This window comes from Serinicoccus chungangensis (assembly GCF_006337125.1).
Classification (GTDB): Bacteria; Actinomycetota; Actinomycetes; order Actinomycetales; family Dermatophilaceae; genus Ornithinicoccus; species Ornithinicoccus chungangensis.
In genome coordinates this window covers 2380635-2394135 of the sequence record NZ_CP040887.1, presented here as the reverse complement: position 1 = coordinate 2394135, position 13501 = coordinate 2380635, and the positions used below count along the sequence as shown (strand labels likewise).

The window sequence follows — 13501 nt, the reverse complement described above, 5'->3', positions numbered from 1 at the left end:
GTGCCGGTGCGCCCGGACCTGCGCGACGGACTGCCCCCCGGCAGGCCGTCGCGGCTGGTCGCGGTGCACGCCCACCCCGACGACGAGACCCTCGCCACGGGGCTGGCCCTGGCGCACCACGTCGAGGCCGGTGACGACGTCCACGTCGTCACCTGCACCCTCGGTGAGGAGGGTGAGGTCATCACCCCCTCGCTGCGCGCGCTGGAGGGTGACGGGCCGGCGCTCGCCGAGCACCGACGAGGTGAGCTGTCCCGCGCCATGGGTCGGCTCGGGGTGGAGCACCACCTGCTCGGTGGCGCGCGCGCCCGCTGGCGGGACAGCGGCATGGCCGGCTCGTCCGCCGCCTCCCACCCCCGGGCCTTCGCCGGCGCGGACGTCGAGGAGGCCGCCGCCCTCCTCGCCGACCTCCTCCGGCGGCTGCGCCCCGACCTCGTCCTGACGTACGACCCCTGGGGCGGGTACGCCCACCCCGACCACGTCCAGACGCACCGCGTCACCGCCCGCGCCGTGCAGCTGCTCACCGAGGAGGCCCCGGGTGCGGCGCCGCGGCTCTACGTCGCGCTCGTCCCGGCCTCCTGGGCGCGGGAGGACCGGCGCTGGCTGGCCGCCCACGTCCCGGCCGGTGCGCGCAGCCCGGCCGGTGGCCCGGCGCGGGTGCCGGGCCCGGAGGACCCCTACCCGCCGAACGTCGTGGACGACGCGCTGGTGACGCACGCCGTCGTGGACGAGGGCGCGCTGCGCCGCCAGCGCGCGGCGCTCGCCGAGCACCCCACCCAGGTGACCCTGCACGACGGGTGGTACACCCTCTCGAACGACGTCGCCGCCCGGCTCCCCGGTCGCGAGGGGTATGCCGTGTGGCCGGCGTCCCGGGAGGCGCTCGCCCGCGCGCAGGGGACGCCGCCCGCATGAGCGCGCACCAGCCGGGTCCGCCCGCCGCGGGGACCGTGGACCCCGCGACCTACCGCCTCGCGATGAGCCGGTTCGCCAGCGGCGTCGCGGTGGTGACGTCCCAGGTGCGCGGCCACGACGTCGCGCTGACCGTGGACTCCCTCACCAGCGTCTCCCTCGAGCCCGTGCTGCTCCTCGTCAGCCTGCACCCGGAGGCCCGCGTCCTGGAGGGGCTCGAGGCCGGGGCGGACTTCGCGGTCAGCGTGCTGACCTCGGCCCAGCGGGGCACGGCGGAGTGGCTCGGCGAGACCGGCCGTCCGCTGCACGACCAGCTGGGCCGGGTCCCGCACCACCGGGGAGCCGCCAGCGGCATGGCGGTCGTCGACGACGCGCTCGCCAGCTTCGAGTGCCGGACCGTCGACCTGCGGGAGGCCGGTGACCACGTCCTCGCGCTCGGCGAGGTGCTCGCCCTCGACGCGGGACCGACGGACCGTCCTGCGCTGGTGCACTACCGTGGGCGGCTGGGAGAGCTGCGGTGACCACGGGGCGCGGCGCCCCCGCCACGACCGGACGACAGGGACGGAGCGCAGATGGCTGACGCCACCGATCGACCAGGAACCCTCCGCGAGGAGGGCGACGGCCGCGGCTGGTGGTCCGTGGTGGGCCGGCTGGCCGCGGCGCTGCTCGTGCTCGCGGCGGTCTACGTCGGTGCCGCGCTGTACTTCCAGGACCGTCCGCCGTCGGGCGTCAGCGTGGCCGGGGTGGAGATCGGGTCGTTGACCGACGAGGAGGTCCGGGCCGAGCTGACCCGGGAGTTCGGCGACCGCACCACCGAGCCGCTCGTGCTCACGCTGCGCCCGGAGGACGGGTCCGCGGAGGAGACCGAGCGGATCGAGCTCGTCCCCGAGGACGCCGGCCTGTCCCTCGACCTGGACCGCACCCTGCGGGGGGTGACCGGGCTCTCCTTCCACCCGGCACGCCTCTGGGACCACGTCGCGGGCGCCGACCAGGACCTGCCCCTCTACGGGGGCGTGGACGAGGAGGCGCTGCGCGCGGAGGTCACCCGCCTGGCCGCGGACTACGACACCGAGCCGGTCGACGGGGAGGTCGGCCTCACGCCGGACGGGGTGGACGTCACCGCGGCGCGGACCGGACGCACGCTGGAAGTGGACGAGACCGTCGAGGAGCTGGAGGAGGCCTGGGTCGAGCAGGTCTGGGGAGAGGACCAGGGGCCGGACCGGGAGGTCGCCGGCGTCGCCTCGAGCCAGCGCCCGGAGCTGACCTCCGCGGAGATCGACCGCTTCACCGAGGAGGTCCTGGACCCGGCGCTGGCGGCGCCCGTCGTCGTCGAGGCGACCCGCGGCGAGGGCGAGCAGGAGGAGGAGGCCACCGCCCAGCTCGCGCGTCGGGACCTGCTGCAGCTGCTCACCGTCGAGCAGACGGACGGCGCCCTCGCGCTGGGGATCGACGCCGAGGCCACGCTCGCGCGGGTCCGGCAGGACCTCGGCCGCCTCGAGCGCGGTCCGCGCGACGCGACCGTCCGCCTGGCCGGCTCCTCGGTCGAGGTGGTCGGTGGCCAGGTCGGCTACGCGCTCGTCGAGGAGGGCCTCGTCGACGCCGTCGAGGGGGCGCTGCAGGAGACCGGCGAGGACCGGACCGTCGCGGCGGGCATCGACACCGTCCGACCGCAGATCACCAACGCCGTCGCGCGGGAGTGGTCCTTCTCGCAGATGTCCTCCTTCGTCTCGGTGTTCCCCAGCGGCCCGGACTACGAGGCGCGCACGGCCAACCTGCGCACGGGTGTCAGCAACGTCAACGGGACGGTGGTGATGCCGGGCGAGCAGTTCAGCCTCGGCGCCGCCCTCGGGGAGGTCAGCGAGGAGGCGGGGTATGCCGAGGCGCCCGTCATCGTCGACGGCGAGCTGGTCATGGGCCTCGGCGGTGGTCTGTCGCAGATCTCCACCGTGGTGTTCAACGCCTCGTGGTTCGCCGGCGTCCAGCTGGACGCCCACACGACCCACTCGTTCTACATCCCGCGCTACCCGGCAGGGCGCGAGGCGACCCTGGCGCTGCCGTGGATCGACAACCTGTGGACCAACGACACGGACACGCCGGTGGTCGTGCGCACGTGGATCACCGGGGACGAGATCCACATGGTCCTGCTGGGTGACAAGCAGTACACCGTCCGCACGGTGGACGGCGAGCGGCGTGACGTCACCCAGGGGGAGCGCCGGGAGGACGACAGCGCGGACTGCGTCGACCAGGCGCGCGCCGAGGGCTTCACGATCCGCAACATCCGGATCCTCCTCCAGGGCGGCGACGAGGTCTCCCGCGACGACTTCACCACCACCTACGACGCGGCCGACGAGATCGTGTGCACCAACCCCCGGGCGGGGGACCGGTGAGCCCCGACGACGCGCGTCGCGGGGCGAGGACCCCATGAGGCGGTCCTGGGCCACGACGCCGTAGTCTGTGCCCATGACGTACGTGATCGCCCAGCCCTGCGTGGACCTGAAGGACAAGGCCTGCATCGAGGAGTGCCCGGTCGACTGCATCTACGAGGGAGAACGCTCCCTCTACATCCACCCTGACGAGTGCGTGGACTGCGGTGCGTGCGAGCCGGTCTGCCCGGTCGAGGCGATCTACTACGAGGACGACGTCCCGGAGGAGTGGGCGGACTACTACAAGGCCAACGTCGAGTTCTTCGACGACCTCGGCAGCCCCGGCGGGGCGGCCAAGATGGGCGTCATCGCCAAGGACCACCCGGTCATCGCGGTGCTGCCCCCGCAGTCCCACGACGAGTGACGCGCACCCCCCACCGGCCCACCCCGACCAGGAGGACCTCATGACCGACACCACGAGCACGCCCTCGGCCAGCCTGACCCACGCCGGCCACGAGCTGTCCCTGCCGGTCGTGCCGGCAGCCGAGGGCAACAACGGGCTCGACATCAGCACGCTGCTCAAGACGACCGGGGACGTGACCCTCGACGTGGGCTTCGTCAACACCGCCTCCTGCCAGTCGGAGATCACCTACATCGACGGCGGCGAGGGCATCCTGCGCTACCGCGGCTACCCGATCGAGCAGCTGGCCGAGCAGTCCACCTTCCTGGAGACCAGCTACCTGCTCATCTACGGCGAGCTGCCCTCCGCCAGCGAGCTGGAGGAGTTCGACCAGCGGCTGCGTCGGCACACCCTGCTCGTCGAGGACATGAAGAACTTCTTCGACGGCTTCCCCCGGGACGCCCACCCCATGTCGGTGCTCTCCTCGGGGGTCTCGGCGATGGGCACCTTCTACCAGGACAGCCTGGACCCCCACGACCCCGAGGCCGTGGAGATCTCCACGGTCCGGCTCATGGCCAAGCTGCCGACCATCGCGGCCTACGCCTTCCGCAAGAGCCAGGGCCAGTCGATCCTCTACCCGAACAACGACTACAACCTCGTCGAGAACTTCCTCTGGATGACGTTCGGGCAGCCGACCGAGAAGTACGAGCTGGACCCGCTCGTGGCCCGGGCCCTGGACCAGTTGTTCATCCTCCACGCCGACCACGAGCAGAACTGCTCCACCTCCACCGTGCGGCTGGTGGGCTCCTCTGAGGCCAACCTCTACAACGCCATCTCCGCCGGCATCCACGCCCTGTCCGGCCCGCTGCACGGGGGGGCCAACAGCGCCGTCCTGGCGATGCTCGACCAGATCAAGGCCGACGGCGGTGACGTCTCCGAGTTCGTCCGCAAGGTCAAGGACAAGGAGGACGGGGTCAAGCTCATGGGCTTCGGCCACCGGGTCTACAAGAACTACGACCCGCGCGCGGCCATCGTCAAGACGACCGCCCACGAGATGCTCGCCAAGGCGGGCAGCAACCCGCTGCTGGAGCTCGCGATGGAGCTGGAGCAGAAGGCCCTCGAGGACGACTACTTCGTCGAGCGCAAGCTCTACCCGAACGTCGACTTCTACACCGGTCTCATCTACGAGTCCATGGGCTTCCCCACGGACATGTTCACCGTGCTCTTCGCGATCGGGCGCCTGCCCGGCTGGATCGCGCAGTACCGCGAGATGATCAACGACCCCGCCACCAAGATCGGCCGCCCGCGGCAGGTCTACGTCGGCGAGGGCGAGCGCGACTACACCCCGGTGGGCCAGCGCGGCTGACCGCCGCTCAGCCCACCTCGACGACGACGGTGGTCGGCGACCCGCTCGCCGCCCCGTCGTCGTCGGCGTCGGACCACGTGCCGGACGCGCGGTCCCACGCCCGTCCCTGCACCTGGACCCGGACGATCTCCTCGGCCTGCGCGTGGCTGACCGCCCACGTCGCCGCGGCCCACGCGCGGGCGGGGTCGCCGGTCTCCAGCAGCACGAGCCGCCCGTCCGGGCGGCCGGTCAGCCCGAGCTGGGCGGCGGCCTTGTCGGCGACCTCCTGGGCCGAGCCGGTGCCGGCCCGGCCCCCCAGCCGGCAGTCCAGGCCGGTGCCCGCCCCCTCCTGACCGGTGAGCACCGAGGCCAGGACCCGTCCCTCCCACTCGTGGTCGGCATACGCGTCCGGGAAGGCGCTGCGCTGCACCTCCTGCGCCACCTCGGTGACGACCCCCTCGTCCCACCCGCGCACCTCGATGAGCTCGTCGTAGAAGGCGTTGCTGGCGTAGACCGGGTCCGTCACCTGCTCCACCGTGCCCCAGCCCTGGCTGGGGCGCTGCTGGAACAGGCCCTGGCTGTCGGCGTCGCCGTAGCGCAGGTTGCGCAGCTTGCTCTCCTGGATGGCGGTGGCCAGCGCGATGGTCGCGGCGCGGGGCGGCAGGCCGCGCTGGACGGCGACGGCCGCGATGGTCGCGGCGTTGGCCGCCTGCTCGGGGGTGAGCCGCACCTCCCGGTCGGCGGCGCTGAAGGTGCACCGCGCCGGGGCCAGCTCGGCGGCCGCCCACCGGGTCCCCAGCACCGCCCCGGTCGCCGTCACCCCGATCACGAGCGCGGGCACGAGCAGGCGGCTGACGGTGGGACGAGGCACCGGACCAGTCTAGAAGTCCACGTCGGCGCCGCGGCGGACCCTGGCGTAGGGTCGTCCGCGTGACCCGCCGTGACTACCACAAGGGCCCGGTGACCCTCCGGGGCACCCAGGTGCCGCGCACGACGACCGACCAGCGGCTCCTCGACGACGCCGGCCCCGGGGACTGGGTGCACTCCGACCCCTGGCGGGTGATGCGCATCCAGGCCGAGTTCGTCGAGGGCTTCGGCGCGCTGGCCGAGATCGGGCCCGCGGTGGCCGTCTTCGGCTCGGCCCGGACCCCGGCCGACCACCCGTACTACGCCTGGGGCGAGCAGGTGGGGCGCGCGCTGGTCCACGCCGGCTACGCCGTGGTCACCGGGGGCGGCCCGGGGGTGATGGAGGCGGCCAACAAGGGGGCGGCGCAGGCCGGGGGCACCTCGGTCGGGCTGGGGATCGAGCTGCCCTTCGAGACCGGCCTCAACGACCACGTCGACCTGGGGGTCAACTTCCGCTACTTCTTCGTCCGCAAGACGATGTTCGTCAAGTACTCCGAGGGGTTCGTCGTGCTGCCCGGTGGCGTCGGCACGCTCGACGAGCTCTTCGAGGCGTTCACCCTCATCCAGACCGGGAAGGTCACCAACTTCCCCATCGTGCTCCTGGGGCGGGACTACTGGTCGCCGCTGCTCGGCTGGCTCACCTCCACCCTGCTCGCCGAGGGCATGATCTCGGCCGGCGACCTCGACCTGCTGCAGGTCACCGACGACGTGGACGAGGCGGTCCGGTGGGTCCGCGCCCACTGCGAGCGGCGCGCGGCGGCGGAGCACCGCGACGTCTGAGACGGGCCGGGCCGGTGTCGGTCCCCGGGTCCCTGGCGTGCCATGATCGGTGCCGTGATCATCCTCGGGGTCGTCGTCGCGGTGATCGCCCTCGGTGCCGTGCTGGCCTGGGCGGTCGCCCGCCGCGAGGTGCCCGGGGTCGGCCCGGCGGTGGGCACGCAGTCCTCCCGTGGGCTGCCCCCCGGTCCGGTCCCGCCGGAGGCGCTGGACGCGGTCCGCTTCGACCAGGCGCTGCGTGGCTACCGCATGGAGCAGGTCGACCGGGTCATGGAGCGGCTCGTGGTCGAGCTGCGGGAGCGGGACGCCGAGATCCTCCGGCTGCGCGACGACCGGGGTGCAGCGGCGGGGGAGTGGTCGGACCGGACGGCGGAGGGGCAGCGGTGAACGACGTGCGCGCACAGGACCTGACGGTGGGCCCGGACGGGGTCGCCCGGTGCGGCTGGCCCGGCCTGCACCACGCGGACTACCGCGACTACCACGACCGGGAGTGGGGCAAACCGGTCCACGGGGAGGCCGCGCTGCTGGAGCGCCTGTGCCTGGAGGGGTTCCAGAGCGGCCTCTCGTGGCTGGTCGTCCTCCGCAAGCGTCCCGCGTTCCGACGTGCCTTCGCGGGCTTCGACGCCGAGGTGGTCGCCGACTACACCGAGGCCGACGTGCGGCGCCTGCTCCAGGACGAGTCCATCGTCCGCAACCGTCGCAAGATCGAGGCCACCATCGCCAACGCCAGAGCCACCCTCGGGCTGCGCGAGCACGGCGGTCTCGAGGAGCTCCTGTGGACCCACGCGCCGGAGCCCACGCCGCGGCCGCGCCACTTCTCCGACGTCCCCACCCAGACGGCGGAGTCCGAGCTGCTCGCCAAGCGGCTGCGCAAGGCCGGCTTCGAGCAGGTCGGTCCGACCACCCTGTATGCCGCTATGCAGGCCTGCGGGCTGGTCGACGACCACCTCGTCGGGTGCTTCCGCGCCGGCTCGGCGCGCTCCGGGCTCCGTCCGACGGAGATGCGCGCCACCTCATGACCCGCGCGGTGCCGCGGGCCCCGGGCCGGGGCCGCCTGCCCGACCTGCGCTTCGTGGGCGCGGTGCTGCTCCTGTGGACCCTGCTGCGCGCGGTCAGCGCGGTGGTCCTCGTCCGGCTGGCCCACGACCACCAGGACCCCTCCGTCTACGACGACCCCGGCGTGGGGCTGTACTTCCAGTTCGCGACGCTGTGGGACGGCCAGTGGTACGAGCGCATCGCCACCGAGGGCTACCCGGACCAGGTGCCGGTCGGCGCGGACGGGGTCGTCCAGCAGAACCCGTGGGCCTTCTACCCCGCCTTCCCGCTGCTGGCGCGCGGCGTCATGGCGCTCACCGGGTGGCCGTTCGCGGTCGCCGGACCCGTCGTCGCCACGCTCCTGGGGTATGCCGCCGCCGTCGTCGTGGCCGGCCTGCTGCGCGAGCGCGTCGGGCCGGCCGGTGCGCTGGCGGGGGTGGCTCTCCTCGGGGCGTACCCGAGCTCGCCCACCTTCCAGGTCGCCTACACCGAGTCGCTCGCGCTGCTCGTGCTGGCGGCCGCGCTGTGGCTGCTCGTGCGGGAGCGGTGGTGGGCCGCGGGGGCGGTCGCCCTGCTCACCGGGCTGGCGCGCCCGGTCGCGCTGCCGCTGGGGCTGGTCGCCCTGGTGGTCGTGGTCGCGCGGTGGCGCCGGAGGCGCGAGCGCCCGCTGCGGCCCCGGGAGTACCTCGCGATGACGGCCGCCCTCGTCGGGTGCGGTCTCGCGGGGCTGCTCTGGCCGACGATCGCCTGGGTGCGGACCGGTCGCGCGGACGCCTACACCTCGACGATGTCCGCCTGGCGCGGGGGGGAGCAGGTGCTGCCGTTCCTGCCCAGCATCGAGCGCGCGCAGTGGCTGTGGGGGGACCTCACCGGGCTGCTCGTCCTGGTGGCCGGCATCGGGCTGCTCGTCCTGGCGGTGCTCGGGCCGTGGGCGGCGGGGCTCGGCCTGGCCCTGCGCACGTGGTGCCTCGGCTACGCGCTCTACCTGTTCGCGGCGCTGGACCCGTGGACCAGCCTGTACCGCTACCTCATGCTGCTCTTCCCCCTCTTCGTCGTGCTGGCCGGGGCCGGCTGGGCGCCGGGCAGCCACCACCGGCAGCCGCGCTGGCTGCTCGTGGTCCGCACGACCACCCTGGCCGCCCTCATGATCATGTGGCAGGTCTGGTGGGGGTGGTACCTCTTCCGGTTCGAGCCACCCAGCGACTACCCGCCGTGACCGGGCGCGTCAGCGACCGGTGAACACCGGCTTCTCCTTGGCCAGGAAGGCGTCCACGGCGGCGCGGTGGTCGGCGCTGGTCCCGGTCCGCGCCATGAGCGTCTCCTCCACCTCCAGCGAGTCCGCCAGACCGTGGCCGGCGGAGAACGCGACCGCCCGCCGCACGGCGCCGTAGGCCAGGGTGGGCCCGGCCGCCAGCCGCCGGGCCACGTCCAGGGCCCGCGCGAGCAGGTCCTCGTCGGGCACGACCTCGGTCGCCAGCCCCAGACCGAGCGCCTCCTCCGCCGGGACGGTCCGCGGGAAGAGGAGCAGCTCCTTGGCCCGTGCCGTGCCGACGAGGCGGGGGAGGGACCAGGAGGTGCCCGAGTCGCAGGACAGCGCGATCCCGGTGAACGCCAGGTTGAAGCCGGCCGAGGCCGCGACGTAGCGCAGGTCGCAGGCGAAGGCGAAGGCCGCCCCGGCGCCGGCCGCCACACCGTTCACCGCGGCGATGACCGGCTTGTCCATGGTCGCGAGCAGCTCGACCACGGGGTTGTAGTGCTCGGCGACGGTCCGCCACAGCATCTCGGCGTCCTCACCGAGCAGCTGCACGTGCTCCTTGAGGTCCTGGCCGACGCAGAACGCCCGGCCGGTCCCGGTGAGCACCACGCAGCGGACCGCGGGGTCGTCCGCGACGGTGCGCACCGCCTCGAGCAGGGCCTCCTTGGTCGCGACGTCGAGGGAGTTCATGGCCTCGGGTCGGTCGAGCCGGAGGACGGCGACGCCGCTGCCGGCGTCGTGGTCCACGTGGACGGGAGAGGCGGCGCTGCTCATCGGCCCAACCTACCGAACGGTCGAGGCGAGCACGCCATCGACGTAGTCGTCGGCGGCGGGGGCCAGCGCGGCCGCGCGATCGAGGAAGAGCTGTCGCGACCGGTGGCCCGGCCAGCCGACCGGGAGCACCTCGGGAGGGAGGTCGGGGTCCCGGAAGAGGAAGCGCCGCCAGGCGTGCACCAGGGCCGTGCGTTCGCGGTAGGCGCCCTCGGGACCCAGCCCGGCCACCGCCGGTCCGGAGGCGAGCAGGTCCGCGAACCGGTGGTGCTCCTCTGCCAGGCCGTCCAGGTCCCAGACCCGGCCCGCGAGCCGGGCCGGGTCCTGGACCGGCTCCAGCCGCCCGTGCAGGGCCACCCAGCCGACCTCGAGCGGCTCCAGCGAGGGCTCGAGCTCCGGGCTCGGCCGCGGGCTGACCCAGCCGCCGGAGCTCAGCCGCCCGTAGCCGAGGTAGGTCATGGTCCGGGTCACCTGCTCGCGCCGGCGACGGTCGCCCCCGGAGTCGACGTGGACGAGGTGCCAGCAGCCGTCCCAGAGCGGGGGGCCGGGGGCGTACACCCGGTCGTGCGCCCGCTCCCAGCGGACCCGCGCACGCGGGGTCGCGGCATACCCCCGCACCCCGTCGTCGGCCCGCGCCTCGAGCCACCCCTGGGCGACGAGGCGGGAGATCGCGGTCCGGGTGGCCGGGCCCCCCACCTCGACCGCGGAGGTGAGCGCGAGGACCGCGGAGACCGGGGCCCACCAGCCACGTCGTCGCAGGTGGTCGCCGAAGAGATCGACGACGGCGGAGCGGGCGTGCACGGGGACAGTGTGCCGCACGCGGGGTCACCCCGATTAGGCACGGCCGCAGCCAGGGGGGATAATTCAGCGGTATGTCTCCGTCGACACCGCGGCGGAGGAGCGGCGGCAGGCCGCGCCACGAGGAAGGGCAACCATGGCAGCAATGAAGCCTCGCACCGGGGATGGTCCGCTGGAAGTGACCAAGGAGGGCCGCGGCATCGTCCTGCGCATGCCTCTGGAGGGCGGTGGCCGGCTCGTCGTCGAGATGAACGCCGAGGAGGCGAGCGCCCTGGGCGACGCCATCAAGGACTGCGTGGGCTGACCAGCCGCCCGCACCGCCGGAGAGCCCCTGGACGCCGTCGCCGTCCGGGGGCTCCTGCGTTGCTCAGCGCTTGACGGCGACGAGGAGCCCGTCGCCCACGGGGAGCAGGGCCGGCACCAGTCCGTCCTCCTCGCGCAACGTCTTGCCGAGGTCGCGCAGCACCGTGGTGGTCTCGTCCCGGGCGGCAGGGTCGGCGACCTTGTCGTGCCAGAGCATGTTGTCGAGCACGAGCAGCCCGCCCGGACGCAGCAGCCGCAGCGCGGCCTCGGTGTAGACCGGGTAGCCGTCCTTGTCCGCGTCGACGAGGACCAGGTCGTAGGCGCCGTCGGTCAGCCGACCCAGGACCGCGGCCGCGTCCCCGCTGATGACCCGGGTGCGCTGCGGCGGGATGCCGGCGGCGGCGTAGGCCTCCCGGGCGGCTCGCTGGTTCTCCGGGTCGCTGTCGATCGTCGTGAGGATCCCGTCGCGCGGCATCCCCTGCAGGAGCCACAGACCCGAGCTCCCGGCACCGGTGCCCACCTCGACCACGTGGGCGGCCCGGACCGCGGCGGCCAGCAGCCGCAGCGTCGCGCCCGCAGCGTTGCCGAGGGGGGTCGCGCCGAGCTCCTCGCCGCGGCGCTGGGCCGACTCGATGACCGGGTGGGGAGCGATGAAGTCCTCGGCGTAGGCGACCGAGGATGCCTTGGGTGCTGCCATGGGGCGTAGCCTATCCCGCCCCACCCGTCCAGCCTCCTCCCAGCCGGGCCTGGCAGCGTTGTCCCCATGTCGACGCCGGACTGGGTCCCCCCGAGCTGGGAGGAGATCGTGCGCGAGCACTCTCCCCGGGTCTACCGCCTGGCCTACCGGCTGACCGGCGACCCCCACGAGGCGGAGGACCTCACGCAGGACGTGTTCGTCCGCGTCTTCCGCTCCCTCGACTCCTACCGTCCCGGCACCTTCGAGGGGTGGCTGCACCGCATCACGACCAACCTCTTCCTGGACAAGATGCGACGGCGGCAGCGGATCCGCTTCGACGCGCTGACCGAGGAGCTGTCCGCCCGGCTGCCGCTGCGGGCCTCCGGCACCGATCCCGAGCAGGTCTACGCGATGACCCACCTCGACGGGGACATCCAGCAGGCGCTCAACGCCCTGCCGCCGCAGTTCCGCGCCGCGGTGGTCCTGTCCGACATCGAGGGCCTGTCCTACGAGGAGGTCGCCCAGACCCTGGGCATCAAGATGGGGACGGTGCGCTCGCGCATCCACCGTGGGCGTGCGCTGCTGCGGCAGTCGCTGGCCCACCGGCGGCCCCAGCGCGGGCTGCGTCCGGCCGGCGCGGGCCTCGGCCGACCGGCCGCCGCGCTCGGCTGAGGTCGGCGCTGGCACAATCCGTGGGTATGACCGAGCCCACGCCCGAGCGGCCCGTCGACGGCCCCGCCGCGCCCCCCGCAGGCGCGGCGCCACGGAGTGCCCCGGCGCGGCGGCCCGCGCGTCGCTCGCTCGTGCCCGTGGTGCTCGTGGCTCTGGTCAGCGGGGTGCTGGGCGGCCTGGGGGGCGCGGTGCTCGCGGACCGGATCGAGCCCACCCCGTCCTCCCCGTCCACGGCGGACCAGGGGCAGGGCCAGGTCGAGGACCCGTCCGCGGACGACGCGGCGCAGAGCAGCCCCGCGGCCCCGCCGGTGCAGGCCGACGGCACGATCAGCGGGCTGTCGCGTGCCGTCCTGCCCAGCGTGGCCCTCATCTCGATCGGCCAGGACGGCTCGCTGGGCCTGGGCTCCGGCTTCGTCGTGCGCCGTGACGGCTACCTCGTCACCAACCACCACGTCATCGAGGGGGCGGGCCAGGACGACCCGATTGTCGTCGAGCTGCCCGGCGAGGAGCCGCTGGAGGCCGAGGTGGTCGGCTCGGACCCGGCCTACGACATCGCCGTGCTGCGGGTGGAGCGGGAGGACCTCACCCCGCTGGCCTTCGCCGACTCCGACGACGTGCTCGTAGGGCAGACGGTCGTCGCGGTGGGTGCCCCTCTGGGGCTGGACAGCACCGTCACCAGCGGCATCGTCTCGGCCAAGGACCGCCCGGTCGTCGCGGGCGAGACGCAGGAGAGCACGAGCTACATCAGCGCCATCCAGACCGATGCCGCCATCAACCCCGGCAACTCGGGCGGTCCGCTGCTCGACCTGTCCGGTCGCGTCGTCGGGGTCAACTCCGCCATCGCCCAGGTGCCCCAGGCCGCCGGGTTCGGCGGGAGGTCGGGCAGCATCGGTCTGGGCTTCGCCGTCCCCGCCGAGCAGGCGGACCGCACGGCGACCCAGCTCATCGAGACCGGGACCAGCGAGTACCCGGTCATGGGCGTGCTCGTCGACCTCACCTACACCGGGGACGGCGCCCGGGTCCGTCGGGAGGTCGCCGGCGAGGAGGACCCTGTCGTCGACGGCGGTCCGGCCGACCGCGCGGGCGTGCGTCCGGGCGACGTCATCCTCTCCGTGGACGGGATGCCGATCCGGGACTCCCAGCAGCTCATCGTGGTCCTGCGCTCCTACGCCGTCGGCGACACCGTCGAGATGGAGCTGCGCACGGCCGCCGGCGAGGACCGCACGGTGAGCGTCACGCTGGTCGGCTCGGGGGACTAGGTAGGGTGACACCGGTGACCCGGCCACCCGCACGG

Annotated in this window: 16 protein-coding genes; 12 read left to right on the top strand and 4 right to left on the bottom strand. The window is 74.0% G+C overall.

Features of this window, described 5'->3' with window-relative positions; all coding sequences use genetic code 11:
* The 5 genes from mshB (at nt 1) to FHD63_RS10895 (ending at nt 5035) form a co-directional block, all read left to right on the top strand.
* The gene (mshB, locus tag FHD63_RS10915) at nt 1-909 is read left to right on the top strand and encodes an N-acetyl-1-D-myo-inositol-2-amino-2-deoxy-alpha-D-glucopyranoside deacetylase (RefSeq protein WP_139722097.1); all 909 of its coding nucleotides are present in this window, start codon (nt 1-3) and stop codon (nt 907-909) included.
* The gene (locus FHD63_RS10910) at nt 906-1427 is read left to right on the top strand and encodes a flavin reductase family protein (RefSeq protein WP_139722096.1); all 522 of its coding nucleotides are present in this window, start codon (nt 906-908) and stop codon (nt 1425-1427) included. The genes mshB and FHD63_RS10910 overlap by 4 nt, the downstream gene beginning before the upstream one ends.
* A 51-nt stretch (nt 1428-1478) precedes the next feature.
* Complete coding sequence (locus tag FHD63_RS10905; protein WP_139722095.1) at nt 1479-3293, top strand: VanW family protein; 1815 nt, start codon at nt 1479-1481, stop codon at nt 3291-3293.
* A 73-nt stretch (nt 3294-3366) separates the two neighbouring features.
* Nucleotides 3367-3693, top strand: coding sequence for a ferredoxin (fdxA, locus tag FHD63_RS10900; RefSeq protein WP_139722094.1), 327 nt, complete (start codon nt 3367-3369; stop codon nt 3691-3693).
* Between the two features lie 40 nt (nt 3694-3733).
* Complete coding sequence (locus tag FHD63_RS10895) at nt 3734-5035, top strand: citrate synthase (RefSeq protein WP_139722093.1); 1302 nt, start codon at nt 3734-3736, stop codon at nt 5033-5035.
* 7 nt (nt 5036-5042) lie between these two features.
* Here the strand turns inward: FHD63_RS10895 and FHD63_RS10890 are convergent, their stop codons facing one another.
* Nucleotides 5043-5885 (bottom strand): hypothetical protein, encoded by an 843-nt coding sequence (locus tag FHD63_RS10890; RefSeq protein WP_238705625.1) that lies wholly within the window; start codon nt 5883-5885, stop codon nt 5043-5045.
* Between the two features lie 59 nt (nt 5886-5944).
* Here FHD63_RS10890 and FHD63_RS10885 point away from each other — a divergent pair, with 59 nt between their 5' ends.
* From FHD63_RS10885 to FHD63_RS10870, 4 genes are read left to right on the top strand one after another with little or no spacing between them, the layout of a single operon-like run.
* Entirely contained in the window at nt 5945-6700 is a 756-nt protein-coding gene (locus FHD63_RS10885) for an LOG family protein (RefSeq protein ID WP_139722092.1), read from the top strand.
* A 54-nt stretch (nt 6701-6754) separates the two neighbouring features.
* The gene (locus FHD63_RS10880; RefSeq protein WP_158296762.1) at nt 6755-7084 is read left to right on the top strand and encodes a DivIVA domain-containing protein; all 330 of its coding nucleotides are present in this window, start codon (nt 6755-6757) and stop codon (nt 7082-7084) included.
* Complete coding sequence (locus FHD63_RS10875) at nt 7081-7716, top strand: DNA-3-methyladenine glycosylase I (RefSeq protein WP_139722090.1); 636 nt, start codon at nt 7081-7083, stop codon at nt 7714-7716. Before FHD63_RS10880 ends, FHD63_RS10875 begins: the two co-directional genes overlap by 4 nt.
* Nucleotides 7713-8948 carry a hypothetical protein gene (locus FHD63_RS10870; RefSeq protein ID WP_139722089.1) on the top strand — a complete coding sequence of 412 codons (1236 nt, stop codon included), beginning with the start codon at nt 7713-7715 and terminating at the stop codon, nt 8946-8948. Before FHD63_RS10875 ends, FHD63_RS10870 begins: the two co-directional genes overlap by 4 nt.
* A gap of 9 nt (nt 8949-8957) precedes the next feature.
* On the opposite strand, the gene FHD63_RS10865 is transcribed toward FHD63_RS10870, so the two are convergent.
* Nucleotides 8958-9761, bottom strand: a complete 804-nt coding sequence (locus FHD63_RS10865) for an enoyl-CoA hydratase/isomerase family protein (RefSeq protein ID WP_139722088.1) — start codon at nt 9759-9761, stop codon at nt 8958-8960.
* 9 nt (nt 9762-9770) lie between these two features.
* Nucleotides 9771-10559, bottom strand: a complete 789-nt coding sequence (locus tag FHD63_RS10860) for a PaaX family transcriptional regulator (RefSeq protein WP_158296761.1) — start codon at nt 10557-10559, stop codon at nt 9771-9773.
* 133 nt (nt 10560-10692) lie between these two features.
* On the opposite strand from FHD63_RS10860, the gene FHD63_RS10855 reads away from it, so the two are divergent.
* Nucleotides 10693-10860 (top strand): DUF3117 domain-containing protein, encoded by a 168-nt coding sequence (locus FHD63_RS10855; protein ID WP_010147956.1) that lies wholly within the window; start codon nt 10693-10695, stop codon nt 10858-10860.
* A 63-nt stretch (nt 10861-10923) separates the two neighbouring features.
* Here the strand turns inward: FHD63_RS10855 and FHD63_RS10850 are convergent, their stop codons facing one another.
* Nucleotides 10924-11556, bottom strand: a complete 633-nt coding sequence (locus tag FHD63_RS10850; RefSeq protein ID WP_139722086.1) for an O-methyltransferase — start codon at nt 11554-11556, stop codon at nt 10924-10926.
* Between the two features lie 66 nt (nt 11557-11622).
* On the opposite strand from FHD63_RS10850, the gene sigE reads away from it, so the two are divergent.
* Both sigE and FHD63_RS10840 read left to right on the top strand, forming a co-directional pair.
* On the top strand, nt 11623-12207 hold the full coding sequence (sigE, locus tag FHD63_RS10845; protein WP_139722085.1) for an RNA polymerase sigma factor SigE: 585 nt from the start codon (nt 11623-11625) through the stop codon (nt 12205-12207).
* 26 nt (nt 12208-12233) lie between these two features.
* Nucleotides 12234-13466 (top strand): S1C family serine protease, encoded by a 1233-nt coding sequence (locus tag FHD63_RS10840; RefSeq protein ID WP_139722084.1) that lies wholly within the window; start codon nt 12234-12236, stop codon nt 13464-13466.
* Nucleotides 13467-13501 lie beyond the last annotated feature (35 nt).

Bases quoted from the DNA above. Each gene is read 5' to 3' on its own strand.
- FHD63_RS10910 (WP_139722096.1), top strand. From the start codon at position 906: ATGAGCGCGCACCAGCCGGGTCCGCCCGCCGCGGGGACCGTGGACCCC.
- FHD63_RS10905 (WP_139722095.1), top strand. From the start codon at position 1,479: ATGGCTGACGCCACCGATCGACCAGGAACCCTCCGCGAGGAGGGCGAC.
- fdxA (WP_139722094.1), top strand. From the start codon at position 3,367: ATGACGTACGTGATCGCCCAGCCCTGCGTGGACCTGAAGGACAAGGCC.
- FHD63_RS10895 (WP_139722093.1), top strand. From the start codon at position 3,734: ATGACCGACACCACGAGCACGCCCTCGGCCAGCCTGACCCACGCCGGC.
- FHD63_RS10870 (WP_139722089.1), top strand. From the start codon at position 7,713: ATGACCCGCGCGGTGCCGCGGGCCCCGGGCCGGGGCCGCCTGCCCGAC.
- FHD63_RS10865 (WP_139722088.1), bottom strand. From the start codon at position 9,761: ATGAGCAGCGCCGCCTCTCCCGTCCACGTGGACCACGACGCCGGCAGC.
- FHD63_RS10855 (WP_010147956.1), top strand. From the start codon at position 10,693: ATGGCAGCAATGAAGCCTCGCACCGGGGATGGTCCGCTGGAAGTGACC.
- FHD63_RS10850 (WP_139722086.1), bottom strand. From the start codon at position 11,556: ATGGCAGCACCCAAGGCATCCTCGGTCGCCTACGCCGAGGACTTCATC.
- sigE (WP_139722085.1), top strand. From the start codon at position 11,623: ATGTCGACGCCGGACTGGGTCCCCCCGAGCTGGGAGGAGATCGTGCGC.
- FHD63_RS10840 (WP_139722084.1), top strand. From the start codon at position 12,234: ATGACCGAGCCCACGCCCGAGCGGCCCGTCGACGGCCCCGCCGCGCCC.